At 36.4% G+C, this 26,769-nt stretch carries 26 protein-coding genes; 13 read left to right on the forward strand and 13 right to left on the reverse strand.

Features of this window, described 5'->3' with window-relative positions; genetic code table 11:
- Positions 1 to 16 precede the first annotated feature (16 nt).
- Together KHA96_RS06735 and KHA96_RS06740 are read right to left on the reverse strand one after the other, a co-directional pair.
- Positions 17 to 949: a beta-ketoacyl-ACP synthase III gene (locus KHA96_RS06735; RefSeq protein ID WP_213128470.1), complete on the reverse strand. Its 933-nt coding sequence runs from the start codon at positions 947 to 949 to the stop codon at positions 17 to 19.
- Between the two features lie 236 nt (positions 950 to 1,185).
- Positions 1,186 to 1,788, reverse strand: a complete 603-nt coding sequence (locus tag KHA96_RS06740) for a hypothetical protein (RefSeq protein ID WP_213128471.1) — start codon at positions 1,786 to 1,788, stop codon at positions 1,186 to 1,188.
- Positions 1,789 to 1,967: 179 nt separating this feature from the next.
- Here KHA96_RS06740 and KHA96_RS06745 point away from each other — a divergent pair, with 179 nt between their 5' ends.
- Entirely contained in the window at positions 1,968 to 2,153 is a 186-nt protein-coding gene (locus tag KHA96_RS06745) for a YjzD family protein (protein ID WP_213128472.1), read from the forward strand.
- Positions 2,154 to 2,407: 254 nt separating this feature from the next.
- On the opposite strand, the gene clpB is transcribed toward KHA96_RS06745, so the two are convergent.
- The 3 genes from clpB to yjfP all read right to left on the reverse strand — a co-directional run bounded on the left by clpB (position 2,408) and on the right by yjfP (position 6,285).
- A complete protein-coding gene (clpB, locus tag KHA96_RS06750) occupies positions 2,408 to 5,014 on the reverse strand; it encodes an ATP-dependent chaperone ClpB (RefSeq protein WP_213128473.1) in 2,607 nt (868 codons plus the stop codon).
- A gap of 108 nt (positions 5,015 to 5,122) precedes the next feature.
- Positions 5,123 to 5,431 carry a metal-sulfur cluster assembly factor gene (locus tag KHA96_RS06755; protein WP_213128474.1) on the reverse strand — a complete coding sequence of 103 codons (309 nt, stop codon included), beginning with the start codon at positions 5,429 to 5,431 and terminating at the stop codon, positions 5,123 to 5,125.
- Positions 5,432 to 5,514: 83 nt separating this feature from the next.
- Positions 5,515 to 6,285 carry an esterase gene (yjfP, locus tag KHA96_RS06760; RefSeq protein WP_213128475.1) on the reverse strand — a complete coding sequence of 257 codons (771 nt, stop codon included), beginning with the start codon at positions 6,283 to 6,285 and terminating at the stop codon, positions 5,515 to 5,517.
- A 181-nt stretch (positions 6,286 to 6,466) separates the two neighbouring features.
- On the opposite strand from yjfP, the gene KHA96_RS23235 reads away from it, so the two are divergent.
- Both KHA96_RS23235 and KHA96_RS06765 read left to right on the forward strand, forming a co-directional pair.
- Entirely contained in the window at positions 6,467 to 6,595 is a 129-nt protein-coding gene (locus KHA96_RS23235) for a hypothetical protein (RefSeq protein ID WP_283248440.1), read from the forward strand.
- Between the two features lie 13 nt (positions 6,596 to 6,608).
- Entirely contained in the window at positions 6,609 to 6,809 is a 201-nt protein-coding gene (locus KHA96_RS06765; protein ID WP_213128476.1) for a DUF3813 domain-containing protein, read from the forward strand.
- Positions 6,810 to 7,083: 274 nt separating this feature from the next.
- Here the strand turns inward: KHA96_RS06765 and KHA96_RS06770 are convergent, their stop codons facing one another.
- A complete protein-coding gene (locus KHA96_RS06770) occupies positions 7,084 to 7,944 on the reverse strand; it encodes a YitT family protein (RefSeq protein ID WP_481748212.1) in 861 nt (286 codons plus the stop codon).
- Between the two features lie 139 nt (positions 7,945 to 8,083).
- Here KHA96_RS06770 and KHA96_RS06775 point away from each other — a divergent pair, with 139 nt between their 5' ends.
- The 4 genes from KHA96_RS06775 (at position 8,084) to KHA96_RS06790 (ending at position 10,776) form a co-directional block, all read left to right on the forward strand.
- Complete coding sequence (locus tag KHA96_RS06775) at positions 8,084 to 8,944, forward strand: DegV family protein (protein ID WP_213128477.1); 861 nt, start codon at positions 8,084 to 8,086, stop codon at positions 8,942 to 8,944.
- A gap of 61 nt (positions 8,945 to 9,005) precedes the next feature.
- Entirely contained in the window at positions 9,006 to 9,140 is a 135-nt protein-coding gene (locus tag KHA96_RS06780; RefSeq protein ID WP_213128478.1) for a DUF3941 domain-containing protein, read from the forward strand.
- Positions 9,141 to 9,222: 82 nt separating this feature from the next.
- Entirely contained in the window at positions 9,223 to 9,714 is a 492-nt protein-coding gene (locus KHA96_RS06785; RefSeq protein ID WP_213128479.1) for a YajQ family cyclic di-GMP-binding protein, read from the forward strand.
- A gap of 201 nt (positions 9,715 to 9,915) precedes the next feature.
- On the forward strand, positions 9,916 to 10,776 hold the full coding sequence (locus KHA96_RS06790) for an SDR family oxidoreductase (protein ID WP_213128480.1): 861 nt from the start codon (positions 9,916 to 9,918) through the stop codon (positions 10,774 to 10,776).
- Between the two features lie 190 nt (positions 10,777 to 10,966).
- Here the strand turns inward: KHA96_RS06790 and KHA96_RS06795 are convergent, their stop codons facing one another.
- The 5 genes from KHA96_RS06795 to KHA96_RS06815 form a co-directional block, all read right to left on the reverse strand.
- Positions 10,967 to 12,358 carry an alpha-amylase family glycosyl hydrolase gene (locus KHA96_RS06795; protein WP_213128481.1) on the reverse strand — a complete coding sequence of 464 codons (1,392 nt, stop codon included), beginning with the start codon at positions 12,356 to 12,358 and terminating at the stop codon, positions 10,967 to 10,969.
- A gap of 34 nt (positions 12,359 to 12,392) precedes the next feature.
- Positions 12,393 to 14,426 (reverse strand): EAL domain-containing protein, encoded by a 2,034-nt coding sequence (locus tag KHA96_RS06800; protein ID WP_213128482.1) that lies wholly within the window; start codon positions 14,424 to 14,426, stop codon positions 12,393 to 12,395.
- Positions 14,427 to 14,567: 141 nt separating this feature from the next.
- A complete protein-coding gene (locus KHA96_RS06805) occupies positions 14,568 to 14,939 on the reverse strand; it encodes a YisL family protein (protein WP_213128483.1) in 372 nt (123 codons plus the stop codon).
- 113 nt (positions 14,940 to 15,052) lie between these two features.
- Positions 15,053 to 15,946 (reverse strand): fumarylacetoacetate hydrolase family protein, encoded by an 894-nt coding sequence (locus tag KHA96_RS06810; RefSeq protein ID WP_213128484.1) that lies wholly within the window; start codon positions 15,944 to 15,946, stop codon positions 15,053 to 15,055.
- Positions 15,927 to 17,168 carry a DUF418 domain-containing protein gene (locus tag KHA96_RS06815; protein ID WP_249315305.1) on the reverse strand — a complete coding sequence of 414 codons (1,242 nt, stop codon included), beginning with the start codon at positions 17,166 to 17,168 and terminating at the stop codon, positions 15,927 to 15,929. The genes KHA96_RS06810 and KHA96_RS06815 overlap by 20 nt, the downstream gene beginning before the upstream one ends.
- Positions 17,169 to 17,269: 101 nt before the next feature.
- Between KHA96_RS06815 and KHA96_RS06820 the strand changes: the two genes are divergently transcribed.
- From KHA96_RS06820 to KHA96_RS06845, 6 genes are all read left to right on the forward strand, one after another.
- Positions 17,270 to 17,491 carry a spore germination protein gene (locus KHA96_RS06820; RefSeq protein WP_213128485.1) on the forward strand — a complete coding sequence of 74 codons (222 nt, stop codon included), beginning with the start codon at positions 17,270 to 17,272 and terminating at the stop codon, positions 17,489 to 17,491.
- 95 nt (positions 17,492 to 17,586) lie between these two features.
- Positions 17,587 to 17,772 (forward strand): spore germination protein GerPB, encoded by a 186-nt coding sequence (locus tag KHA96_RS06825; RefSeq protein ID WP_481748222.1) that lies wholly within the window; start codon positions 17,587 to 17,589, stop codon positions 17,770 to 17,772.
- Positions 17,773 to 17,792: 20 nt separating this feature from the next.
- Positions 17,793 to 18,392, forward strand: coding sequence for a spore germination protein GerPC (gene gerPC / locus KHA96_RS06830; protein ID WP_213128487.1), 600 nt, complete (start codon positions 17,793 to 17,795; stop codon positions 18,390 to 18,392).
- A 5-nt stretch (positions 18,393 to 18,397) separates the two neighbouring features.
- Complete coding sequence (locus KHA96_RS06835; RefSeq protein WP_213128488.1) at positions 18,398 to 18,586, forward strand: spore gernimation protein GerPD; 189 nt, start codon at positions 18,398 to 18,400, stop codon at positions 18,584 to 18,586.
- A 5-nt stretch (positions 18,587 to 18,591) separates the two neighbouring features.
- A complete protein-coding gene (locus KHA96_RS06840; RefSeq protein ID WP_213128489.1) occupies positions 18,592 to 18,999 on the forward strand; it encodes a spore germination protein GerPE in 408 nt (135 codons plus the stop codon).
- A 5-nt stretch (positions 19,000 to 19,004) separates the two neighbouring features.
- Entirely contained in the window at positions 19,005 to 19,223 is a 219-nt protein-coding gene (locus KHA96_RS06845) for a spore germination protein (RefSeq protein WP_213128490.1), read from the forward strand.
- 272 nt (positions 19,224 to 19,495) lie between these two features.
- Here the strand turns inward: KHA96_RS06845 and addA are convergent, their stop codons facing one another.
- Both addA and addB read right to left on the reverse strand, forming a co-directional pair.
- Entirely contained in the window at positions 19,496 to 23,248 is a 3,753-nt protein-coding gene (addA, locus tag KHA96_RS06850) for a helicase-exonuclease AddAB subunit AddA (protein ID WP_213128491.1), read from the reverse strand.
- Positions 23,226 to 26,741, reverse strand: coding sequence for a helicase-exonuclease AddAB subunit AddB (gene addB / locus KHA96_RS06855; RefSeq protein ID WP_213128492.1), 3,516 nt, complete (start codon positions 26,739 to 26,741; stop codon positions 23,226 to 23,228). The genes addA and addB overlap by 23 nt, the downstream gene beginning before the upstream one ends.
- Positions 26,742 to 26,769 lie beyond the last annotated feature (28 nt).

Genomic DNA, 26,769 nt, shown 5'->3' on the forward strand with positions numbered 1-26,769 from the left:
AAAGAAGGTTTAACAATTATAGTCCCCATTTCATAGCAATGGCACCCCATGTTAGTCCACCGCCAAAGCCAACCATAACAATTATATCATCATCTTTAATTTTTCCAGCTTCTAATTCATCTGCAAGTGCTATAGGAATGGAGGCAGATGAAGTATTTCCATATTTATGAATTGTTTTAGACATCTTTTCCTCAGGAAGATCTAATCGCTGTCTAGCAGCTTCCATAATTCTGATGTTAGCTTGGTGTGGGATTAAAAAGTCAACATCATCTTTTGAAAGCCCTGCCTTTTCTAAAACATTTACGGAAGACTCTCCCATTTGTCTTACTGCAAATTTAAAAACCTCTCTACCATTCATCATAATGAATTGTTCTTGATAAAGATAGTTTCCACCAGATCCATCTGCACCTAATTCAAATGAAAGAACACCTCTACCATCCGAAACTTTCCCCATTACAACAGCTCCTGCACCATCACCAAACAATACGGCAGTGTTGCGGTCATTCCAATCTGTAATTTTTGACAGCTTTTCAGCGCCAACAATTAAAATATTTTTATAAGCACCATTATCAATAAATTGTTTTGCTGTAGCCATTCCATACATGAAGCCTGCACACGCAGCACTTAGGTCCATTGCAGAAGCTTTCGTACAGCCCAATTTCGCTTGCAGCATACACGATACAGTAGGAAATGGCTGATCAGGAGTAACTGTTGCAACCAATATCATATCAATATCTTCAGGTGATAATCCTGCATTCTCTATCGCATTTTTTGCAGCTGCATACGCCATATCAGATGTATCTACATCATCGGATGCGATTCTTCTTTCTTCGATGCCTGTACGTGTCCTGATCCATTCGTCAGAAGTATCCACCATTTTTTCCAAGTCTAGATTCGTTAAGATTTTTTCAGGAACATATTTTCCAACCCCGATTATTCCAGCACTCATGCAGCTTATCCCTACTTTCATAGAATAAAAAATTATTATCATATATTAAGACTTGGTGCTAATTATAACATCAGGGAGAATTCTTGTAAATCGGGATTGATTTATTTTCGTTGGATTGATTTCCATCATTATGTATGTAGAAAGTACTTGTCCATACATCCTCCCCTTCCAAACATTACTTACATTTTAACCTAAGACTCAATGACTGAAAAGTATAACAATTATAACCTATATTTTTATATATACAATTCATCCATTTTTTTCTCAATATGCTCAATTATCTCTTTAGTGATGGAGACGGAGGAAAATTCATTATCCAACCCCCTCCATTTATCATTCGTGCTAGAATTAAAAAAAAGACGAGTTTCTTTCTTATTTACATTATTATTAAGCATACAATATTCGATTAGCTTATTTCCTCTTTCCCTTATGTCAGTTTTAAGCTTTTCTATATTGGAACAAAAGTTTGAATTTCCTTTATCTATGGCCGATGGTTGTATCATAACAAATATTGATTGGGTAAATAATTCATCTAGAGTAAGTGTTTTTATTATGTGAATAAAATGATGATGAATATCAGGAAAATCTTTGGAGTAAAAGTCAGGAAGTGGAATAAAAAAATAGTGTACAGGCTCATATATTTTACCAAGGGAATTTTCTTCTATTTGTTCGTATTGCAAATTGGCATTTCTACCTATAAATAACCATTTTTCTTCCTGTTCCTTGTTCTGCCATTTAGCAAAGTCTTTCGCCAATACTTTATATCCTTTCTCAAGCAGCTGAACGCAAAATTCATAACCAAGAAGCTGTCTTGCCCCGAATACTACCGCGGATTTCAAATCGTCCATCTCCTTTCTAAAATCCCTTACTTACATCCTATGCAAGTGCCTTAGAGTATTACCAAAATCACAGAATTATCACTTTTACATTACTAATTTGTATGGTATGATTTGATAGGTATATACATGAAGTGAATTACTTTTACATAAACTTCATATTGAATTGGGGTGAACAATTTATGAGATATGTATGGGGATTTATTTGGACTTTTCTTCTTATCCATATGTTGACGTATGTGGCAGGTTCCATGTTATCCGTTCCTTATGATTTTAAGACCGGTAGCATATTAGGAATTGGCGCATTTATATTAATGGTTATTGTAACTGCTGTTTTACCTACAGTTACTATTAGTGAAGAACATTAAAAGAACATAAGCAGAGGCGCCTGTTCATCGACGTACAAACTTCAGGGCATAAGACTTGCGATAAAGGATACAAGGCGATGAATGTGGCGATGTTGACTACGCATGCGAAAAGGACAGAAGGTTTGCTAGTCGATAGGTGCTCGGGCTAGACGATAACTAATTTCTTAGAAAGTTATCCACAAAGTTTCCAAATTTATAATTTCCTTATCAATGAGAAATGGGAGAGGTACATTAGCACCTTTCCCATTTTTATTTTACTTTTGTACTGAAATAGAGAGTTCTCCATTTTCCTCACTAATGATAATCGTATCATTCGGATGAACTTGACCAGCAATAATTTCCTTCGCCAGTTTTGTTTCTATATGGCTTTGTAAATATCTTTTTAACGGACGAGCACCGTATACTGGATCATAAGCCGCCTGAGCAACAAATTCATTTGCCTCGTCTGATATCGTCAAATGAATATTTTGTTCTATTAATCGATGCTGTAATTCCTCTGCCAGCTTCCCTACTATGCCTTTGATATTTTCAATAGTAAGAGGCTTAAACAGTATTATATCATCCACTCTATTTAAAAATTCTGGTTTGAACGCCGCTCTTAATTGAGCCATTACAAGCTCTTTTGTTTGTTCATCAATATGTTCTTCACTTTTTTCACGTTCCAATAAAAAGGCAGAACCGATATTAGATGTCATTATGATAACTGAATTTTTAAAGTCAATTCGCCTTCCTTGGGAATCTGTAATTCTACCGTCATCCAGTACTTGCAGTAAAATATTGAACACTTCGGGATGAGCTTTTTCAATTTCATCAAGCAAAATGACAGAGTACGGTTTTCTTCGTACAGCTTCTGTAAGCTGTCCACCCTCTTCATATCCTACATATCCAGGGGGGGCACCAATTAGCCTAGATACAGTGTGTTTTTCCATATATTCAGACATGTCAATCCTGATCATATGTTCTTCGCTATCAAATAATGTTTCTGCTAATGCTTTTGCAAGTTCCGTTTTCCCGACACCTGTAGGACCGAGGAAAATAAATGAACCGATAGGACGGTTAGGATCTTTTATACCCGCTCTTGCACGAAGCACTGCGTTGCTAACAAGTTCTACTGCTTCATCTTGGCCAATTACCCGTTTGTGCAAAATACTTTCAAGCCGTAAAAGCTTTTCACGTTCCCCTTCAACTAGCTTCATGACGGGAATCCCTGTCCAACGAGAAACAATATCTGCTATTTCATCCTCGGTTACTTCCTCTTTTACTAAACGATTTTCATCTTCTTGATGCTTTTGTAAGTTTTCTTCAAGCTTCTTCAAGTCTTTTTCAACTGCTGGAATTTTTCCGTGACGAAGCTCAGCAGCCCGGTTTAAATCATACTGATTTTCTGCATCCTCCAATTCTCGGCGCAGTTTCTCCAATTCTTCCCGCTTCTCTTTTATTTTTAAAATTTCATCTTTCTCCGACTGCCATTTAGACTTCATCTCATTCGCTTTTTCTTTTAAATCAGCTAAATCCTTTTGAAGAATTTCAAGCCTAGCTTTACTCGCCTCATCATCTTCTTTTTGAAGTGCAGCCTCTTCAATCTCGAGTTGCATGACTCTTCTCGTTATTTCGTCCAATTCACTTGGCATAGAATCAATTTCAACTCGAATATTTGCGCAAGCCTCATCAACAAGGTCAATTGCTTTATCAGGTAAAAATCGATCTGTTATATAGCGATCTGACAAAGTGGCAGAGGCGACAAGTGCTCTATCATGAATATTTACTCCATGGTGAATTTCAAATCTTTCCTTCAATCCACGTAATATGGAGATTGTATCTTCCACAGTCGGCTCAGGCACTAATACTTTTTGAAATCTTCTTTCGAGTGCAGGATCCTTTTCAATATATAATCGGTATTCATCAAGTGTAGTTGCACCGATACAATGAAGCTCTCCCCGTGCAAGCATCGGCTTTAACATATTGCCTGCATCCATGGACCCTTCTGCTTTTCCAGCTCCTACAATTGTATGGATTTCATCAATAAATAGAAGTATTTTTCCTTCGCTCTTCTTTATTTCTTGTAAAACAGCTTTCAGCCTTTCTTCAAATTCTCCTCTGAATTTAGCACCAGCAATTAAAGCGCCCATATCCAATGCAAAAATAGTTTTGTCCTTTAATCCTTCGGGGACGTCCTTTCTAACAATTCTTTGTGCAAGGCCTTCAACAATGGCTGTTTTCCCTACCCCCGGTTCACCAATTAACACAGGGTTATTTTTAGTTTTCCGGGATAATATTCTTATTACATTTCTTATTTCATTATCCCTTCCAATGACCGGATCAAGTTTACCGGATTTTACTTCCGCAACTAAATCTCTACCGTATTTTTCTAGTACTTCATATGTAGCTTCCGGATTTTGCGATACCACACGCTGTCCCCCTCTAACTTTTTCAACTTCGGCACGTAATTTCTCTTTTGTCAACCCGTGTTGAACTAAAAACATCGCAAGTTCATTACTATTTTGATCCATTAATGCAAGAACAAAATGCTCTACAGATAAATATTCATCATGAAAGGATCCTTTTTCTTTCTCTGCATTATTTATGAGGTTTTGCACATCTGAACTAAGGTATTGTCCACCTTTAACTCCTGCTCCCGTCACTTGTGGTTTTTTTTCTATCAAGTGGTTTATTTCGTATTGAAGAGCACTTTTTCCCAACCCAAAATGTTCATATAAATTATTAAGGAGACTATCATTTCGATCTGATAATGTTTTCCAAATATGAATAATATCAATTTCAGGATGATTAAGCCTTATTGCAGTTTGCTGAGCTTCAGCAAATGCTTCCTGCATGGTCATAGTCATTTTACTTAAATCCATTGACACGCCTCCTTATTACTATTAAAAATAGCGGAAGGCTTCTTTATTTCAAGGAGCATTCCGCTATGTATTTTCCCTAAATTATAATCAAATAACTGCGTTCCTTTATCATGTTACGCCTAAGGCAATTTTCGCATATCGTGACATTTTGTCCTTTGTCCAAGGTGGATTCCAAACAATGTCAACTTCAGTTTGTTTTACTTCAGGCAAATCCGCGAGAGCAGCCTGAACTTGATCAACAATAACAGGTGCAAGTGGGCAGCCCATAGATGTTAACGTCATCGTAACTTTCGCTACGCCTTCATCATTAAGATCAACATCATAGACTAAACCAAGATTTACTATGTCAATCCCCAATTCGGGGTCAATCACTTGTTCAAGAGCACCATAAATATTCTCTTTCAAAGCCTCATCCATTTGAACACACTCCTTTTCAAAATAAATTGCTTCTCTTACTATCATACCAAACAAGGAAAAAAAACAAACTGAAATGATTTATTTTAAAGCAAATGTTTTTTGAACCATTCCACCGTTTCCAATAAACCTTCTCTGCTCACTTTATGATCGGCCTTTTCATCAACGATAAATTTTAAATCAGATGGATGCTGCTCATATTCTTTCTTAATTTTTTCATAAAAGTTATATGTAGGCTGAAATGGGACAACTGGATCCTTTCTTCCATGCCAAAACAAAAGCGGTCTTCCTCTAAGCTTTTCCGATTGATGGCTTAAATCATATTTCTGTAAAGCCGTGTACATTTCTTCCAATTTTTCATTTGGAAGAGACAAATTCGGATCCGCTTTTTTTAGATGGTCTATTTGAGCACGTGCAAATGATTCGTAATGTGGACTTCCCATTAAAGAAACTGCAGCCTTAACCCATTCATATTGAGTGAGTGCCCCTAATGTAACAATCCCTCCCATTGACGTACCGGCTAGTCCAATTTTTTTGGAATCCACTCTTCCCTTATTAATAAAGTCATCTTTTATTATTTCTAATTCAGTTATCGTATTGATGACGATATCCCAAAAATGAAGCATTATTTCTTCTTCACTATGTCCAGCATCTCTTTCCCCATGAAACTTTGCTTCCGGAAGTACGACACGGAAACCTGATTCAGCTAAAAGGTATGCATAATGAAGATTATGCTCTTTAGCAGAAGTAAATCCATGGACAAAAAAAATAAGCGGCAGCATCTTTTCTTCGTTTCCGCTTTTTACGACATGTAATAACGGAATATCATTTACTTTTTCTTTCCTTATTTCTATCATGATGCTAACCCCTTTTCCTCTTTTTATTTCTTCCTATATTTTAGCACTCTTTTTTGGCGAATTTCAAAATTCCGGATTGAGCTTCCAATTCTTTCACGTGTTTTTCACGGGTCTTTGACAAACAATAACTTTGAACGTAAAGACGACGTTCCTTTCCAATTCTAAATTTGGGGTGATACGTGTGGGTAAAAAAAGTAAATCCAAACGTTTTGTCCAACATGGTAAAAACTCGATAGAAAAACATGCAGAACGTTTTCCATATCGTTCGACCTTTGAAGAAGCGGAAATGAAAAGAAATGATGAACTCTAGGAGGTTTTGAGTAGTGGGAAACAGACTCTTCCAAGAAGCAAGGGATTTTGTTGAACACGCTGAAGAACTCTTCCTTACTGGAGGTTCAACAGAAGAAAAAGAAAAGGCACTGCAAGTAGCGAAAAACGCCCTTTCCTCTGCTTATGCCAATACGACGTTCGCCGAGCAAGAGCAGCTTCGTGAATACCAAGCTGTGCTGGATCGATTAAAATAAACAATCGAAACGGGAGTGTTTATGCTCCCGTTTTTAATTTATTTATGTTTCTGTCCAGTTGCAGGCTCTAGCCCTCTAGGTCATATTCTAATGGTAATGTGAACAAAAAGCAGGATTTTTATAGTCTCTGTTTATTAGCTTATAGTTGGCCCTCACAATACTCTCCACGAGGGTTTGTGACATACAAGGATTACTGTATGTCAGACATCCCCCTTTTCTCACCTTTTTTTCATATCGCCAGTCTTATTCGATGAAAGGCGTTCCGTTTTTGGTTTTATTCCTTTCTAAAAAATCCAAATACGGCAGAAGTTTCTACTATATTGGTAAAAGCCTTTGGATCAACATTCTTCACAATTAGTTCGAGTTCGTATAATTCATAACGTGTAATGACGATCATCATCATCTCTTTTTCCTCATTGGAAAAAGCTCCCTTCGCAGGAACTAACGTTATTCCCCTTACCATTCTTGCGTGAATAGCTTCTTTTAGTTCACGTGATTTTTTTGTTACAATCATGGCTGTCAATTTCTGATGACGCGTATGAATGGCATCAATCACTCTTGTAGAAGCATATAAAGAAACTAGTGTATAAAGTGCTTTATCCCACCCATAAATAGCTCCTGCAGTCACAATAATGACAGCATTAATAATAAAGAAATAAATACCTACCGGTTTATCTTTCATACGTGAAAGCACCATGGCAATAATGTCTAATCCACCAGTTGAAGCCCCTACCCTTAACGTAATTCCAATTCCAACCGCTGCTATCACACCACCAAAAACGGCATAAAGCAAAATATCATTTGTTTCATCTTTTATTGGAAAAACCTCTAAAAAAATCGTCATAAATAAGACTGAAATAAAACTGTACATTGTAAAGGATTTTCCTACTTTTAGCCAACCTAATATAACTACCGGAATATTGAATAATAGGATGAGAATCCCTGTTGAAATATGTAGAGGTGTAAAATCCGTTAAAATATTGGATACTAGCTGGGCTGCTCCCGTAACCCCACTTGCATATACACCTGCAGGGATTAAAAAATAATTTAATGCTACAGCGTTCAAAAATGCCCCAATTAAAACAGTTATAGTTATTTTAGTATGAGTCATAATAGAGAATTGTTTATTCATCATTATTCCTCTCCCTCCTTTTTACTGCAATAGAAGATTGTGCTTTTTTTATAAAGCCGGTACACTTAAAATATAGGACAATTTTCTGAATAATCTTTGGTCGCATGAATTTTACATTATTTTCCCACGAAAGGTGATTTTTATGTCAATTAAACTTTTTGCTGATAGTGCTTCAGACTTACCGTTATCTTTTTTTCAAGAAAATGACGTTCAATTAATTCCTCTCCAAGTACATATCGATCATGATGAGTATAAAGATTTATTAACCATTCAGCCAAAAAAAGTGTATGAAGAAATACGTGCTGGAAAAATGCCAAAAACATCACAAGCATCACCGCAACAATTTGAGGAAGCTTTTACAAATTTGGCGAAGTTAGGTGAATCAGGACTTTATATTGCTTTTTCGTCTGAACTATCAGGTACTTACCAAACAGCTGCCATGATACGTGAACAAGTACTAGAAGAATACCCTGATTTTGACTTAACAATCATTGATTCTAAATGTGCTTCTTTAGGTTATGGTCTAACTATATTATCTGCAGTCGAACAAGTGAAAAATGGTGTTTCAAAAGAAGAATTAATTCAAAGCATTACATTCCAATGCCAACATATGGAACATTTATTTACAGTGGAGGATTTGGATTTCCTCGCAAGAGGCGGACGTCTTTCTAAAGCATCTGCTTTTCTTGGTGGTTTGCTTAATATTAAGCCCCTTCTACATGTAGAAGCAGGAAAACTCGTACCAATCGAAAAAATTCGTGGAAAGAAAAAACTAATTAAAAGAATTCTTGAAGTAATGGAGGAACGGGGGGCCGATCTTAGCAGCCAAACGATTGGAATAAGTCACGGTGATGATGAAGAGCTGGCTTTAGAAGTAAAAAAAATGATAGAAGAAAGATTTGGGACTAAAAGCTTTTACATTAATATTATCGGTTCTGTCATTGCAGCTCATGCTGGACCAGGGACGCTAGCCATTTTTTTCTTAAATGAGAAACAGGTATAATATTTTTTCTCCCGAAGCGGGGATACTATTCAGTAACCCCTATTTAGAAAGGAGAAAAAATATGCGATACAATACATCTGATAATGATAAGAAGCCAAGTGATAAACAAGCTTCACGAGAAGAAAAGAACATTTTGAGAGAAAAAAATCTGCAAGCTGGAAAATATAAATTTTCAAAGAAAACCGATCATCTTTAATTTCTTTTTGCCATTTTCTCTAACCTTGTTGGAACGTTGCAAATCAACTATAATGAGAAAAAATGGTGCAATGGAGGTAAAAATGGCTAAAGAAAATTCTTTCGATATTGTTTCAAAAGTTGATTTATCAGAAGTAAATAATGCGATCAATATTGCTTTAAAAGAAATTCAAACACGCTATGATTTTAAAGGCAGTAAGAGTGATATTAAATTGGAAAATGAAGAAGTTGTATTAATTTCCGATGATGAATTTAAAATGTCCCAACTAAAAGATGTGTTTATCGGCAAATTAATTAGACGAGAAGTTCCTGTTAAAAACCTCGATTACGGTAAGATGGAAAATGCATTTGGCGGTACAGTCCGCCAACGAGCAAAAATTGTTCAAGGGATCGATAAAGAGAATGCTAAAAAAATTAATACTCTTATAAAAAACAGCGGTCTGAAAGTAAAAAGCCAAGTTCAAGAAGATCAAATTAGGGTTACAGGAAAGAATCGCGATGATTTGCAGCAAATTATCAGTGTGATACGTTCCGCAGAGCTCCCAATAGAAGTTCAATTTGTAAACTATCGATAAAAAATCAAAAGCAGACGTGTGGGACGAGTATGACCCCCTTACGCAAAAGAAAAGGACAAAAGTCTGCTAGTCAATAGGCACTGGAGCTAGAAGGAGTGATCCCCGGAGTTCCTGATTATCGATTTTAAAAAAGAATAAAATATAAGTGAACGGGTATATCAATGATATGCCCGTTTTATTTTTTTCTAAAGGAGTGATCACATGAGTAATGAAAAACAAACGATGCCAAAGCAAAAACAAGTACAGCAGCCGGGTTTGGAAACATTAATGAATCCCGAGCCAGAAGCGATTAAATCCACTTATAAAGGGTGTGGAAAGCTAGAAGGTAAAGTGGCCATCATTACAGGTGGAGATAGCGGTATTGGAAAATCAGTCGCCCTGCATTTTGCAAAAGAAGGAGCCGACGTTGCCATTTGTTATCTTGAAGAAGATGAAGACGCGGAAAATACGAAACAGCTAATCGAAAATGAAGGCAAAAAATGTTTATTAATACGCGGGGATCTTGGACAAGAACAGCATTGCATTGATGTAGTTGAACAAGTAATGGGTAATTTCAATAAGATCGATATACTTGTTAACAATGCAGGCGAACAACATCCTCAAAAGAGCCTTCTTGATATTAGCGAAGAGCAGCTTGAGAAAACATTTCGTACGAATATATATGCCTTTTTCTTTTTAACTAAAGCAGCCCTACCGCATTTGCAAGCTGGAAGTTCCATCATTAATACAGCTTCGATTACAGCTTATGCAGGAAGCCCTGAGTTGTTGGATTATTCAGCGACAAAAGGAGCGATTGTCTCCTTTACTAGATCTTTATCAAAATCACTTGCTGCGCAGCGCATTCGAGTCAATGGTGTAGCACCAGGTCCTATTTGGACACCACTCATTCCTGCTACGTTTGAAGCAGAAAAGGTCAGCAAGTTTGGCGGAACCCAGCCATTAGGTCGACCTGGCCAACCTTCCGAACTAGGGCCTGGATATGTTTATCTAGCATCCGACGATTCAAGTTATGTCACTGGACAAATTCTTCATATTAATGGGGGAGAAGTCATTAATGGATAGCAACAAAAGCGGAAGCGCTTGTTCATCGAAGTGCAAACTTCAAGGCTTCGACTGAGATTAAGGAAACACGGCGAGGAACGAGCCAATGGTGACTTACGCAAAAGAGAAGGACAAGAAATTTGCTAGTCGATAGGCGCTGGAGCTAGACGAAAAAAATGAAACCGCCATAGCAATGGCCGGTTTCATTTTTTTATTTTTGCGGGTTTAGTTTTCTTCCGCGCTTCCACGTTATATACATAAAAAGAACGAATATCCCAAACACTGCGAAAATCGATAAAATAAATGGAATATTATAACCGCTTTTTTCTGTTACTTTATAAATTTCTGCGGTTTCTCGTTCTAACACAATATGGTAATCACCATTTTCATTAACTCGAACGAGATCTGTATCAAGTAATCCGCGAAGTTCTTTATTTTTTTCAATTTTATCCTCAGGAATGGTCACTTTTTGATCTGTACTAGTATTGTTTATAGCTACCACTACTATTTCTGAGTTATATTGACGTTTAAAAACCGTCATGCCATCTTCTTCATACAATACCTCTATCGTCCCTCTCGTAAGAGCCTTTTGATGATTTCTGACTCCTCCCAAATCGGATATATAATCAATAATGTCCTTTTCAGTTCTGAAATTCATCATTGGTGTATTGTCTGGAGATTTCCCGCCGTTTACTGCAATTTCTGTCGCATAATAAACTACCGGAATTTCAGGTTGTGTATATAAAAACGCAAGGGCTAGCTTCCATCTTGTAACAGGATATGTGTTATTATTAACCATTTCTTGAGTAAATCTATCAGTATTTTGATTGTCAAAAAAAGCTTCTTTAAGTCCATTGCTGCTATCTTGTTCAAGTGTTTCAAATAATGAGGCAGATGAAACATCAGGTTTAGAAATCGCATTTCTAAGAGGCTCAACTAAGGAAACATTTGACATACTTATAAATCCAGCTTGAAAATATTCGTTCATCTCTTCAGCACTTAAGTTAAGAGCCGCTCCCGCTAAGTAAAAATCATCCTTCAAGTTCAAAATAGCAGAAGTGACTTCTTTCCAAATTTCTAATGGCTTTGCATCAATATTTGTCATTTTAAATCCATCTATGTTCGTTTCAGAAATCCACCAATCTGCTATATCGACAATATCTTTAGCGTTTAATTCTTTTTGAATAGGGAATTCCAAAACAACGCGCATATCTTTTTTATGAAAACGATCAACTAATTGTTTAAATTCTTCAATTGATCCAAAATGTTCATTTGTTTTATAGTAATCACTAACCCATTCACCATGATAGCCATCCTCTTTATTTTTAAAAATAGGCGAAAGCTGTATGGTCGTAAAATTCATTTCCTGTAAATAATCTAGCTTATCTATAATTCCTTTAAAATCTCCTCCTTGATAACTAAGGGGATCCTTCAAATTCACACTAGAATCATTTTCATAATCACCATTATAAAAGCGATCAACCATCAAAGAATATATATTTTCATCTTTCCATGATCGCGTTTCTTGTTCATTAGCATGTACAGTAATGGTGGAAAGTAGAAAAAACGAAATAAATAATAAGCATAATGCTTTTTTAAACAATTTTTTTTGCCTCCTGACAATAAGAAAAACAAGATTAATGATATAGCTTTGACAATAAATCCGATTGATAATACCATTCTTCAAATTTATTTGGCGGCATCGGTTTTTCAATTAAATATCCTTGTATATAATCACATTTTAGCTGTTTCAATAAGTGCAATTGTTCTTTTGTTTCGACTCCTTCGGCCACGACATTCAACCCTAAACCGTGCCCCATCGTCATGATAGCATTCACTATCGCATATTCTGGTGAGTCAGTTGTAATATGATTAATAAAAGAGCGATCAATTTTCAAGCGATGAATGGGCAATTGTTTTAAATAGCTTAAAGAAGAATATCCTGTTCCGAAATCATCGATCGAAATATTAACACCTAATTCATTTAATATATGCATCGTATTAATTGCTTCCATCGTATGGTTTAGCATGGCACTTTCTGTTAATTCCAAGTGCAGATATTTTGCTTCAAGTCCTGAATAAACAAGTGTTGACTTAACTTCATCGATAAAATGTCTATTTTGGAATTGAAATGCTGAAACATTGACAGAGACGCTTAAACTTTTCATACCCATTTCCTGCCACTTTTTTGTTTGCTTGCAAGCATTTTTTAAAACCCAGTTTCCAAATGAGTGAATCAAACCTATTTCTTCAGCGATAGGAATAAATTGCATGGGCGGAATTAATCCATATTCGGAATGGTCCCATCTGAGCAATGCTTCACAGGTTGATAATTTGCCTGTTTTTGCATCGATAATTGGCTGATACGCAATAAAAAACTCATTATTTTCAAGTGCTTTTCGTAAACTGCGCTCAATCTCTATTCTTTGCCATGTCTCTTTATTCATTTCTCCTGCAAAAAAAACAATGGAACTCCCGCCTTGTTGTTTTGCTCGATTCAATGCTGCATCCGCATTTTTCAGTAATTCTACATTATCACTGCCATCTGATGGATATGAGCTAATTCCAATACTTGCTGAAACATACAGCTCTTGATTTTCAAAATGCAAAGGCATTTGAATTGATTGCAATATATCTTGTCCGATCCCCATCGCCACTTCGGATTTTGTACCTTCCGGTAAAACGATCGAAAATTTATCGCCACTAAATCTTCCTAAATAGGCGGATTTTGGTATAGCGGAAGAAATCCGCTTAGCGATAACTTTTAATACTTTATCTCCCGATTTATGCCCGAGCATATCATTAACTGTTTTAAAACGATCTAAATCTAAAAACATAATTAAAAATTGCTCATTCCCTTTTTTTGCCTTTTTTACTTTTTTTTGAAGCGTCTCATCAAATTTTAGACGATTGGGAAGGCCAGTATCACCATCATAATAGGCAATTCTCTCCATCTTTTTTTCTATTTTTCGCTGTTTTGTAATATTTCGCCCGATAACAAAAATCTCCACTGTCTTATTCCGAACAGTGATTGGAATCATATGCATAATAAAAGTTGCCAAATCACCTGTTTTCACTTTAAGATTCAGCTCAAATTGAACAGGAATTCCTCTAATTGCGCGTATAAAATATCTTTTTATCGGAATTTCTTTGGATGAGACGTATGTAAGTGCCGTTTCATCCTTTAATTCATCCATTCCTAATGCGAATGTATTCTTAAAGGCATCGTTTACACTTGTAAAGCATCCATTTAAATCGGTAGTGAAAATAATATCAGGGATATTTTCAACAATTGAATAAAAGTATTCTTTTATTTCATCATATTTTTTTGATAAATGTATATATTGATTGGTTGCTAGATTAAGTAAGTCAGCCATTTGCGAGTCATTTTCGGAATGATCGACTTTATCATTATTAATAGACCCAGCAATCGAACCATAATGATTAAATGTCAATGAAGCTTCTTCTTTGTTTATTGAATTTACTATGATAAAAACGGAATTTGGTAAAAAATTTAGAAGAAACTTTTTCAATTGATTGATTTCTGTACGTGGCCAATCTGGTAAATGAGCTTTAATAACGAATAATTCATTGCTTGCGAAATTATTCATATTCATAAAACTAAGTAAATCATTTTTGTCTTTATATGTGTAGGTATATGATTTAATCAAATTGCCTTTCACCACCGCTATCATTTTCGACATAATCAGGCATGACCCTATTGTTTATTTTAATGAAGAAACGCATTAATGTCATCAAAAGAAAAATGTAAAAACCAATTAGTTGGCTTTTACATTTTTTAATACATTTTATTAAGCAAACCAGTTCCAGTTAAGCGGTAGCTTTGCACCTAAATAGAATGTAATCACAAATGAAATAATTAATATAGACCAGAATAATCCAGTTTTTTTATCTAGCTTCAAACGGATTAAAACCATTTCCATCATAGCAATCACAATAACTCCAAAAAGAAACTTTACTCCATATAAAGCGGGATCATAGCTACTATGTCTTGCAAATAATGTTATACCAGTAGCAATAATTAATAAATAAAAGACGCGTAATATCATTTGCACTATATTCGTTGCTTTTTTATTGCCTGCTTTGTGCAAAAAGACTGCAACAATGAATAATATGATGGCAATTGCCCATGTTGTTATATGTGCATGAGTATTATCAAACATATAATCTTCCTCCTTATTTAATCTCTGAATCCAATGCTTACTCTTTTTTATTCAGTCAACAATATTTCTCTCATCTTACCATATTTTTCTTAAAGTCCACAGCTATAATGTTGCTATTTCACAATATTGTTCAATTTGCCTATACTCTCTATTTCTATTTCTATTTCATCCCCTTGTTTTAAAAATCGTGGCGGCCTAAAGCCTTTTCCAACCCCTGCTGGAGTTCCAGTTGCAATAATATCTCCAGGCTCAAGCGTCATACCTTGTGAAAGAACGGAAATCACATCTTCTACAGGGAAAATAAAATGCTCAGTATTGGAGTCTTGACGAATTTCTCCATTCACTTTTGTTGTAATATGTAAGTGGTTCGGGTTAGTAATTTCGTCTTTGTAAACAATCCAAGGGCCTATTGGACACGATGAATCAAGACTTTTTCCTATAAAAAATTGTTTATGGCGCTGTTGGATGTCTCTTGCGGTCACATCGTTTAAAATGGTATAACCAAAAACATAATCCAGTGCATTTTCTTGTGAAATGCTCTTGCCTTTTTTGCCAATGATTATAGCTAATTCACCTTCATAATCCAATTGATCCGTAATTTCTGAATGGGCATCGATAAAATCGTTATGGCCGATAACAGTTGTCGGCGCCTTTGTGAATACCATGACATGTTCTGGTATGTCCGCTTCACTGCCCATTTCAATAGCGTGTTCCCGATAATTTTTACCGACACACATAATATTCTTTATCGGTTTTGGAATTGGGGCCAACCACGTTATTTCAGAAAAAGGGATGGAATACGATTCATTTCCTGCACTTTTTCCCCATTCCATTAATTTTTCAACACTTTGAATAAATTGTTCACCTTCAACAATCCCATCAAGTAAAGATTTTGGACATGGTATGCTACTACCCTTAGAAATAGAAATAAGGTCCAATACATTCGAGTTGCCATCAACTACGCCAAATCTTTCCTCGTTATTTATTTCAAACGTTACGAATTTCATTTTTATCACTCCATTCTTTCTTTTGTCTTCCGTATGTTAAAAATCTCCACAATTTTTCTACTGGGCCATACTTGAACTTTGCTAACCATATTTCCGCAATAATCACTTGTATGACATAAATAGCAAAAGCAAGCAAAGTACCCGTCGCCATCGATATTTGACCATATAAACCGAGTCCATAATTGTAAAAGATCAGTGTTCCGATAATAGACTGGCTTACGTAGATGGTGATGGACATTCTACCAGCAGACGCTAATGGTTTTAATAATTTTACTATAGGGTTATACGTCATAAGCAGGACGATGATGGCTATGTATGCTATGCCTAATAAAGGTCCTCCAATCATGTCCTGAATATATTGAATGCTTATAGAAGGCTCAATCAAAAACGGCAGTAATTTTACAATTAATGCAATTGGCAAGCTTATAGCTAGAATGATCATCCATTTTTTTCTTTGATCTTTCGACTTCTGCAACCATTTCAATTTAGCTGCCCCAGCGCCAAGCAGTATTAAAGGCAGTATCATAAATATGTATAGAAAAAATTCTCCTGGTCCATTACCCATTGACCAATCAGCGATGCGTTGTCTCGTAATCTCCCAAAAAGACCCATTCGCATAAATTTCAGAAGACTGCTGTAAATTCACGATGTCGACAAAATCAGCAAGAGAGTCAGAACCAAATAAAGTGGCAAGCATAATTAAAGCACCAAAAAACAGCTGCGGCAATAAATAAAGAATTGCCCCCAGTCCCAATAACATCGGCCCTGATAATCTTAAGAATAAAAGTAAAATAAGTCCCATTGTCGCGTATGTTATTAAAATGTCACCATACCAAATTAAAAAAGCATGAAAAGCCCCAAAAAACAGCAATACAATTAATCGTCTAACACTAATTTTCCAAAAGGAATAACCTTTTTCCTTTATTCTATCTTGCATGATGACCATTCCGTAGCCAAACATCATCGCAAATATAGGATAGAAGCTAGCTTGAACGAATATATCCAGCCACATATATACAGTCGCGTCCTCGTATTGCCACCATTCATACGGATTGTAATAACTAAATGGTGAATGAAAACTTATCATGTTAATTAGTAATATCCCCAGCAAGGAAAATCCTCTAAGTACATCTAATGTGTGAATCCGTTCTTCCGGGCGAATTGGCCCAAATGATTGTTTCATAACTTCCTTCTCCCCTACGTCCCTTTTGTTTCCCTTCATTATTGTAACTTCTAGGCTATTTAATCACAAATCCTTTTGCTTTTCATAAGATAAAGTATGATTGGCTCCATAATATTTTTAAACAAAGGATGTGAACGGCTATGCCAGCATTTGTAGGAGCCGTTCAGGTTGTGAGCATCTCTTCTTCAGGTGTCTTTAACATAGGAGATGTATTTCAAATCCACCCTATATCTTCCACAAAGGTCTTTGCTGGAGCAGGATCGTTTAATACAGCGGATCAAGTTAAAGTCATTAATGAATTATCATCCACAAATACATTTGACGCAGATTTGGTGGATCAAGGAATAGGGTTTACATTATAAAAGGTAAATGGGCCGACAGTAATGTCAGCAAAAGATACTTCCAATAGGAGGGATCATCATTGGTTATAAATGTTCAACAATCGATTCATATCAATATGATAAAAATTGGCGGTATTACAAACTCCTCTGTTCTGCAAATCGGAACAACAGGAGTTATTACAGAGGCTTCTAATTTATTTAATACAGGTGGTTTCACAGGCGCTGCTCCTTCTACCATTGCAGAAGAAAAAGAAACAGCGCTTGGCGAAGCAATTGAACACCCAATCCTAGTACCACTATAAAATCATAAGGCGGAGATGACATGGATCTTACATTATTTCTTAAACAATTACATGAGTATGTCGTTTGGCAACAGCAGGAAATCAATCGCTTGCAAACAACCATGGCTCAATTATCCGCAGACATAAAAAAATTACAAGAAAAGCCTTCTGTTACAGTTGAAAGACTGGAATACAAATTTGATCAATTAAAAGTGGAAACATTGGAGGGTACATTAAATATTGGGTTGAATCCGGCAGATTTAAATAATATCGATGATTTTTCTGTAGTACCGAATATGAGGAATAAAAAAACAGATGAGGACGATCAGATGAAAAAAGAAGTCCTTGAAAAGTTGAATCAATATGTTAATCAGCAACTCGAAAGAATTATTCACGATTCAGAAAGCCAAATCGGCATTCAGTTGGAGCAGCCCTATTTCAATTTAATAAAAGAAGACATACTTAAACAATTACCGACTCGCGCCGAACATTATCTTCACTTTTTCACTACAAGGACGGATGAAGAACTAACGAAAGAACAACTCTTTGAAAAAATGTACAAAACAATTGTTGCTGATATAAACAATGGTGTTTACACCTTCATAGCACAGATGCCTCATAATAGAAAGGAAGAAAAATAATCGCTATGGAACTCAATGTCATTAACCGGGAATTGAAAGTTGGAGAAATTCACGTTATCGGGGTAACGACCTCCTCGTTACTTTTAGTTGGCGATGCAAACACAATTCAACTAGCCTCTACATTTGACACGCCAGCAGAATCCCTTATCATAGGACCATTCCAACCCATTTCAGTCCCTATTACATCGGGGTGATATAAATGTGGGGACGAAATTCTGTAGTTCAGCATATACTTGTTTATAGCATTCTTTCAGACGCAGTATTGGAAATAGGTGATTCTGTTCTAATACGGTCATCAACAAAAGCCCTTGCGGTTCAACGTCAGCAAGAACTTTATTTTGGGAAGGAAGCAGATTACAAGCCTCGCGTTTGGTTTGAGCAAATTCCAATCCCTCCACTTCCGATACCCCCGCCTTATATTAGGAAATATCACGAAAATCCTAATATATATGTCGGAAGGATTTCCATAAAGGGGATATCCACAGCAAGCGTTGTGCAAATCGGAAATACAGAACACGTCCATAAAGAGTCAAGGGTAGACCATATACGTCAGCTTACTGGTCAGGCGATGCGCCCTAAAACGAAAGTAGAAGTACGAAGGGACTGATTTTAATGCCGGCTATAATAGGACCACTTCAAATTATTAATGTTGGCGGTGGAGTAGTTCATTTTGGGGATACAGCAGTGATTTCTCCAAAAAGTGCTTCTAAGACTAGTGAAGGATCAGGTTCGGGAAATACAGGTGGGTTTATTATTACCTTAAATGGAGCTAGCGTAAATCCAGTTGTCGATTCAAACTTAGTTGATCAACCAACACTCGGTAATAATTAAAGCTGAGTCCATTTGATTGGACTCAGCTTTTCTTAAAAGAAAAAATACAATGAGTTATTCACCAGCTATTTTCGAAATTAGACTTACGCTGTCCGATTCCAACGCTATCGACGACTTTTACCTTCTTGTCCTTTCCCATTGCTAAGGAAGCAAGATTCGACTTATTGGTCACATCATGTTTTCATTATCAAAGTCAAAAGCCTAAAAAGGAAAGAGAATACCCGCTTTCTTCAAGGCAGTACGTTTATACTCAAGACGAATTCGCTTTTCTTTTATAATTTCAAAAATTCACCAGCATCAAAGAAATATAAATATTTTCCAATTACTGGCTTCTTCCATATTTCAGCAATGGCTTGCTCGTAAAAATTCAATTGTGTTTCATAACGTCTTGAAAGAATCTTTTTTGCCTGTGAAAAGCCATTAGGGAACCTGCCTTGGATCGCATCTGTTTTATAATCGAGTAAAATAACCCCATGTTGTTCTTCAATAATACAATCGATGATTCCTTGGACAAGCACTTTTTCATCAAGTCCATCCCAATCAGCATAAACTTCTCGCGCTAAAATCCCCATTGTAAATGGAACTTCACGATGAACTTTTTTAGCTGAAATTGTTTTTTGCCCAATTTCACTTTCAAAAAACTGAACGATTTGTTCACTTGAAATTACTTCGGCCTGTTCGGGAGTTATAATTTCCTTATGAATCAAATCTTCTAATAACATTTCTATCGATATTAATGTCGGATGCTCACCTAACGGAATATGCTGCATAACCGTATGCATTGCAGTTCCTCGTTCCGCAGATGAGAGGACGCCTTTTTCACTCATAAACTTTGGCCGATCATATTGAAATTTACTATCACTTTTCATTAATTGAGTAGCACTTGCTTCATCTCTTGTTTCAAACATTCTTTTAATCTCGGATACGGATTGCTTTGACATCCTTTTTGTAGACAATGGATATTCGTATTCCCATGAAAGTCGTGAATTTACTTCGTCTTTAAGGGGAGATTCACTCTCGATTGTATTTCCATTCTTAATGTTTTCCCGCCAACTATCACTTTCATTATGGTCATTCTCTATATCTTCATCGAATTGGAATTTTGTTAACACTTCAACTTTCCATCGTGATAGATGATCTGCAAATTCTTTATTCAACTGTCCCTCTCGCGTTCCACGAATAATGGCTCCATCCTCATGTCTTATAAGTGCCATACCGATCCAGTCAAGGTACGAATTTGCTTGTGCTCGATCATGGTCTGATAAAAGCCAGCCTGATTGATTCACCGCTTTTATCCATTTTTTCTTTTCTTTTTCTATATTTTTAACTGAAGCTACTAAAAAGAGCTTCTCTTTTGCCCTTGTCAATGCAACATAAAGTACACGCATTTCTTCGGAAAGCAGCTCCATCTTTTTCTTCCTTCTAAAAGCGAGCTGTGGAAGTGATGAATATGAAATACGTTTTTGAGGATTCACATATTTACAAGCAAATCCAAACTCCTTATCAAACATAAAGCTGCTGTATAAGTCTCTCATATTAAACTTTCTTGCAGTACCCGCAACAAAAACAACTGGGAATTCCAAACCTTTGCTTGAGTGAATCGTCATAATCCGAACGACATCTTCTTGTTCTCCAAGAGCCCGCGCCGCTCCTAAATCATTTCCTCTATCTCGCATTCTTTCAACAAATCTTAGAAAACGAAATAGCCCTCTAAAAGAAGTATTTTCATATTGACGAGCTCGATCGTAAAAGGCTCTTAAATTAGCTTGTCTCTGTTTTCCACCTGGAAGCCCGCCAACAAATTCATAAAATCCAGTATCGCGATACAGTTGCCAAATCAGCTCTGATAAGGCTCCACTTCGCGCCATGCTGCGCCATTCATGCAGTTTATTAAATAAATCAGAAACTTGTTCCCAAGCCTCACTAAATTCATGATCAGGAATGTTTGATATAAATACTTTTACTGCTTCATAATAGCTGCCTTTCCTAGATTGCAATCGGATATGAGCCAGCTCATCTTCTGATAAGCCTATGATTGGAGATCTAAGCACTGCAGCAAGGGGTATATCTTGATCAGGATTATCAATAATTTTTAGCAAGGACATCATAATCGCTACTTCAGTCGCATCAAAATATCCAGTGGATAAATTAACATGTACTGGTATTCCTGCGTGCTTGAATTCTTCTATAATATCAGGCGCCCAACTAAGGGAACGAACTAATATTACAATATCCTTATAACGAATTGGGCGTTCACTCTTTGTTTTTAACTCGTAAATAGGATTCTCTTCATCGATCATTTTCCTAATTGTATCCGCCATATAGCGAGCTTCCAATTTCGTTTGCTCTAATTCGTTTTGACTCAAAACGTTCTCTGCTGTGTCTTCCTCTTGTAATGATTCCTCTTCTGATTGATCAATGATGGCAACTTCGATTGGAAATGGCTCATCATTTGGATATCCAGAGCCTTTTACGAGCTCGGCATCGCGATTATATTCAATTTCCCCAACTTTGGTTCCCATGATTTGCTTAAATAAAAAGTTCACACCATCCAGCACTTCTGCTCGACTGCGGAAGTTGCGGGAAAGGTCAATCCTGAGACCTGTATTTTCTCCTTCACTCGTAAAACGCAAATATTTACCGAGAAATAAATTTGGTTCAGCAAGACGAAAGCGGTAAATCGATTGTTTCACATCTCCAACCATAAAAAGATTACCATCAAACTCACTATCAGTAGATACTAACTTAATAATAGTTTCTTGAACCATGTTCGTATCTTGATATTCGTCTACAAGAACTTCTTTAAATTGATTTCTATAGCTCAATGCTATTTCAGATGGGACAATTTCTTTCGTCCCTTCTTCTTTTTTTATTAGAATCTCAAGACATAAGTGTTCAAGATCTGAAAAATCGACTAGTCCTTTTTCGGCTTTTCCTACCTCAAAAATATGTGAAAACTTTTTCACGACATCAACTAATGCAGCAAGAACTTGTTTCATTTCCTGCATATCTTTTAAAAACTTTTTAGGCGTTTTAGAGAATAGTTCCTTGGACAGCTTGTCCAGTATTCCCCGGGCAGCTTTCCTTAAATCGTCAGCCTCTTTTATTAAGTCTGGGTCGTATTCATCACCTTTGCATGCTTTGGCTCTCGAAAAACTCCAGTTATTCATTGTTTCATATAGATTATCCCAACTTTGAAGCGCTGCATGCTCCATCCTCTCTACAATTGTTAGATCTGCTACATAGTTTTCTGCCCGTGGAGCAGGTCCTCCTGGAGTTTTCGATATATTTAACGCTTGTTCAAGCAATTCTTTCGCACCGGATAATTGAAGCTGCATATCGAATTTTAATATATCGATAAAAGGAAGGCTTTCTATATTCGTATTTTCCGTCACATCATACATTTCCACTATTTGATCGAGCCACAAAAAGGGTTCTGGATGTGATCTTGAAAAGTCATAAAGCTTAAGAACTAACTCTTGTAATGCACTATCGTTTCTGTCATTCGAAAATGTATCAACAAGCTGATAGAATGGTTCATTTCCTTGTTTTCCGTATTCGGTTTCGAATAGTTCATCGAGAACTTCATCACGAAGCAGGTCCGCTTCCGTTTGATCAGCAATTCTGAAACCAGGATCAATATCAATCATATAATAATATTTTCTTACAACATTAAGGCAAAATGAATGCAAAGTGGAGATTGCAGCACTGTTCAACAGACTGAGCTGCCTACGTAAATGGGTAGATAATGGATCTTGATCTATAGCCTTTTCAAGTGCCTCACCAATTCGATGCCTCATCTCTGCAGCAGATGCGTTCGTAAACGTCACTACAAGCAATTGGTCAATATTTAGAGGATTTTCATTGGCCAATATTTTTTGAATGATCCGTTCTACGAGAACGGCCGTTTTTCCTGATCCCGCCGCGGCTGCCACTAAAATATCTTGATCTTTGGCCATAATAGCTTTCCACTGATCATCTGTCCATGTTACATGCTCTGGCTTAATCGGAATGACTGTTTTCAAAGTTAATTCCCTCCTCTCGAATCCTAGCAAATACATCTTGAGAGTTTTGCTGAGGAATAATGCGAAAACGATTATTTTCTAATGATTGATCAAACTGACAAACAGATTTATACGAACAGAATTGACAAGGAGTTCGGTCTCCAAGCTTATACGGATCGATATTAACATCACCTTGAATAATTCGATTCCCAGATTCTTGATAAAGAGTACGAACAAATCTTCTTAATGTATTAAAATCTTCTTCACTAGCTGAACTTCCTTGCGATTTTGCTGACAAACTTCCATCTTTATTTATACTTGCCGATATAATGTTTGAAGTTCCTGTTTCCAATGAATTATCCATTAGACGAATAATATCGGGGTCGCCTAACAATAGACCTTTCATTTTAAATTCCTTCAAAATTTCATTTTCAATATCCTCCAATGTCAGTAATTTCTCACTCGTAATCATTGGATTATGGACATGGAAATATAAAACTCCAGCTGGTGTTGCTTCTGTACCGATCAATTTATTTGAATGCGTAATTATAATATCTAAATATGTGAGCATTTGTAATGCAAGACCATGATAAACCTCATTCAAATCTAAATCCCTTGAGCTGGACTTATAATCAATGACGCGCAAATATACTCCATTTTCGTCTTCCGCTTTATCCACTCGATCGATTCGACCTTGAAGCTGCATTTTTGCCCCGTTTTTCAACGTAAATGCGAGTGGGGGCAACTGTTTAAACGGTCCGAAATCAAGCTCTAGACCAACTGGTGAAAATCCACTTACTTTCGCGTGGCTGCTTAGTGTATAGGATGCTCTCCCGATAATTTGCTCCAGCTTCCTTTTTATATAAAAATGTCGATTTGAGCTAAGCAGAATTTGATTTTGCAGTTTTGGTGCAAATTGTTCCACAGCCTTCTTGGCAAGCCATTCACATTGCTCTTTTGTAAGTCTAGACCATGAAAGTTCTTTTCTATCTACTTCTTCAGCAATCCACTTAAGGGCAGCATGGAACAAATCGCCAATATGTGGTGCATCCAGCCGATAAATCTCCCTTTCACGCAAGCGAAGTCCATGTGAGGTAAAATGAGAAAATGGACAGCCATGAAAAAGCTCCATTCTTGATACACTGGCGAGCATTTCATCTCCATATAATTCTTTGCTTGTGTTTTCTGATAGTGTTTTCGTTTCATTTGTATAAAATAAGCTAGACAAAATCCTTTTAGCTTTTTGCTTTTGAGTTGGTTTTTCCATATAAAAATTGTAAACATCCCACCAAAAATCAGCGATAGGATATCCACGTGTTATTAATTGCAATTGTGTCGTTAAATAGGCTATTGCTGTGTTTGGATGTGAAACATATGAAAATTGCTCATCCATTAAAAGTTCGCTTGGTTCATTTACTTCATTGATTTCATTTATTTCCGGAAAGATCTCTTTTATTCTTTTAATATAAGATGAGGGCAACAATCCTTTTCCCTCTTCATTTGCAAGTGGATATGACAAATAAAGGCGCCGTTCTTGAATTGTAAAAGCCCTGTAGGCGACAAAATCTTCATCTAATAGTTTCTTTTTAGCACCTGGAGCAAGCAGTAGTCCTATTCCATTTAATTCACTGCGATCTTCATCTGATAGTGTACCTTCGTCCATTTGTTTAGCTGGTATGACTCCTTCATTTAGGCCAATGACAAAGGCAGCTTTGACATTGGAAAGTCGTGATAATTCTAAATCGGCAACAAACACTTGATCGATTGCGGGCGGTATCAATGAAAATTTTGCAGTTTCCAAACCAGAATCGAGAATATCAATGAACGTTTCAATTGAGATTGACTCGTTACCCATCACATCAACGAATTGATCAAGTAAATCTATAACAGCATCCCAAGCTTGATCATGCTCTCTTGAAACGACCAATTGCCCTCTTTCCTCGGCAATATTACTTTTTTCTGCTAGTTTGTTTGGAATATCTAATTCTTCCAACGCTAAATATACGGCTTCACATAGTTCACGACCATTTTTTGCTTTTTTTATCCTTCGAGACAATCGTAATAAAGGTACTACGACTAGATTTCGAGATTCATTTATTTCTGCTTCCATCTTCTTTTCAGCATCTGTTTGCGCGGAACCTTCAAGCTCAAGACCGAAAAATCGTTTATAGCGCCATGATTTTTTATCAATCCATTTATCACCTTTTATTCCGTGGGCAAGTACGTAATTTTCGAGCCTATCCATTTTTTCCCTTTGCATTTCTATATCGAAACCTAATGGAAAAAGCAAATCTGTTTTTATCGCTCGAAATACTGGCTCGTATCTCCAGTTCGTTTTTATAATATCAAGTGAACTGCGAATTAATTCAATGAGTGGATGATTTAACATCGGGCGTTTTTGATCAATGAAAAAAGGGATCTCATAATCATGAAAAACGGTTTCCATCGTTTCCTGATATTCTTGTCCATTTCTCGTTAAAACGGCAATATCGTTATAACGATATTCTTCATCCCTTACAAGTCTGCGGATTTCTCTTGCAATACTTTCTACTTCTGCACGTCTATTTGCCGCTGCTCTTATTTCAATTGCCGGCTTGTGATGCAAGGATTTAATCGGACGTTTATCAAACCTAGCTTGCAAATACTGTAAACCCTCATCTTGAAATCTTGGTGTATCGGCAAGAAATACATCATCTTCCAACGTGATGCTGCTTTCACGAGCCATTTCAAATAAATCGGAATACGTTTCCCCAGTTAATCTGAACAAATTAAGTTCATCCGGCTTTGCACCATGTTTATAGGGACGATCCAAAACAAGAGCGACGGATATTCTTTTACAATGTTTCAACAGTTGTTCAATAACTCTTTTTTCCTGCGGGGTGAAATTATGGAATCCATCTATATAAATTTCTGCATCCTTTAAATAACTTGAATTTTTAATAGAATCGGCAAGTAAATGTAAATAATCATTTGAATTTGTGTATTTGCCAATTAGCGTTTCTTCGAACTTACCATAGATTAGTTCAAGATCATGCAGCTTATCTGCTAGTGCTCGAGTGGATGATTTAAAAGAAAGCTCTGCCCAGGATCTATGAAGATCCTCAGGTAAAATACAATAATGCTTAAATTCCGTAAGCATCCTTTCAATATGCTCTATAAAACCTTTTTTATCTGCAGCTTTTTTAAAAAGTTTTAGCTCATCTTTATTATCTTCGATGATTTTTCGAATTAACATATTTAAACCAATACTGGATATATGATTTCTACTTGCTCCACCTGTTTCTTGGAGGATTTTCCAAGCTAGCCGCGTAAAACTAAACACCTGTGTCCGAATCATCCCTGACAATCCAGGTGTATTCACTAAGCGGTATTCCGATAAAAACGTCATTTGTTCTGGAACAATATAAAGAACAGGGTGACCATCAGGCTGGTTAATCAGTTTATCTTTGATTTCATCTAAGAACAAAGTGGTTTTCCCTGTTCCAGATCGCCCAATGACGAAACGAAGCGACAATTTTTCCAACCCCTTTTTAGTAGATACA

Source organism: Bacillus sp. FJAT-49711 (assembly GCF_018343715.1).
GTDB lineage: Bacteria > Bacillota > Bacilli > Bacillales > Bacillaceae_C > Lederbergia.

Coding starts and splice junctions, on each gene's coding strand:
- KHA96_RS06735 (WP_213128470.1), bottom strand. CDS start 949: ATGAGTGCTGGAATAATCGGGGTTGGAAAATATGTTCCTGAAAAAATC.
- KHA96_RS06745 (WP_213128472.1), top strand. CDS start 1,968: ATGAGATATGTATGGGGATTTATTTGGACTTTTCTTCTTATCCATATG.
- clpB (WP_213128473.1), bottom strand. CDS start 5,014: ATGGATTTAAGTAAAATGACTATGACCATGCAGGAAGCATTTGCTGAA.
- KHA96_RS06755 (WP_213128474.1), bottom strand. CDS start 5,431: ATGGATGAGGCTTTGAAAGAGAATATTTATGGTGCTCTTGAACAAGTG.
- yjfP (WP_213128475.1), bottom strand. CDS start 6,285: ATGATAGAAATAAGGAAAGAAAAAGTAAATGATATTCCGTTATTACAT.
- KHA96_RS06770 (WP_481748212.1), bottom strand. CDS start 7,944: ATGATGAATAAACAATTCTCTATTATGACTCATACTAAAATAACTATA.
- KHA96_RS06775 (WP_213128477.1), top strand. CDS start 8,084: ATGTCAATTAAACTTTTTGCTGATAGTGCTTCAGACTTACCGTTATCT.
- KHA96_RS06780 (WP_213128478.1), top strand. CDS start 9,006: ATGCGATACAATACATCTGATAATGATAAGAAGCCAAGTGATAAACAA.
- KHA96_RS06785 (WP_213128479.1), top strand. CDS start 9,223: ATGGCTAAAGAAAATTCTTTCGATATTGTTTCAAAAGTTGATTTATCA.
- KHA96_RS06790 (WP_213128480.1), top strand. CDS start 9,916: ATGAGTAATGAAAAACAAACGATGCCAAAGCAAAAACAAGTACAGCAG.
- KHA96_RS06805 (WP_213128483.1), bottom strand. CDS start 14,939: ATGTTTGATAATACTCATGCACATATAACAACATGGGCAATTGCCATC.
- KHA96_RS06810 (WP_213128484.1), bottom strand. CDS start 15,946: ATGAAATTCGTAACGTTTGAAATAAATAACGAGGAAAGATTTGGCGTA.
- KHA96_RS06815 (WP_249315305.1), bottom strand. CDS start 17,168: ATGAAGGGAAACAAAAGGGACGTAGGGGAGAAGGAAGTTATGAAACAA.
- KHA96_RS06820 (WP_213128485.1), top strand. CDS start 17,270: ATGCCAGCATTTGTAGGAGCCGTTCAGGTTGTGAGCATCTCTTCTTCA.
- KHA96_RS06825 (WP_481748222.1), top strand. CDS start 17,587: ATGATAAAAATTGGCGGTATTACAAACTCCTCTGTTCTGCAAATCGGA.
- gerPC (WP_213128487.1), top strand. CDS start 17,793: ATGGATCTTACATTATTTCTTAAACAATTACATGAGTATGTCGTTTGG.
- KHA96_RS06835 (WP_213128488.1), top strand. CDS start 18,398: ATGGAACTCAATGTCATTAACCGGGAATTGAAAGTTGGAGAAATTCAC.
- KHA96_RS06840 (WP_213128489.1), top strand. CDS start 18,592: ATGTGGGGACGAAATTCTGTAGTTCAGCATATACTTGTTTATAGCATT.
- KHA96_RS06845 (WP_213128490.1), top strand. CDS start 19,005: ATGCCGGCTATAATAGGACCACTTCAAATTATTAATGTTGGCGGTGGA.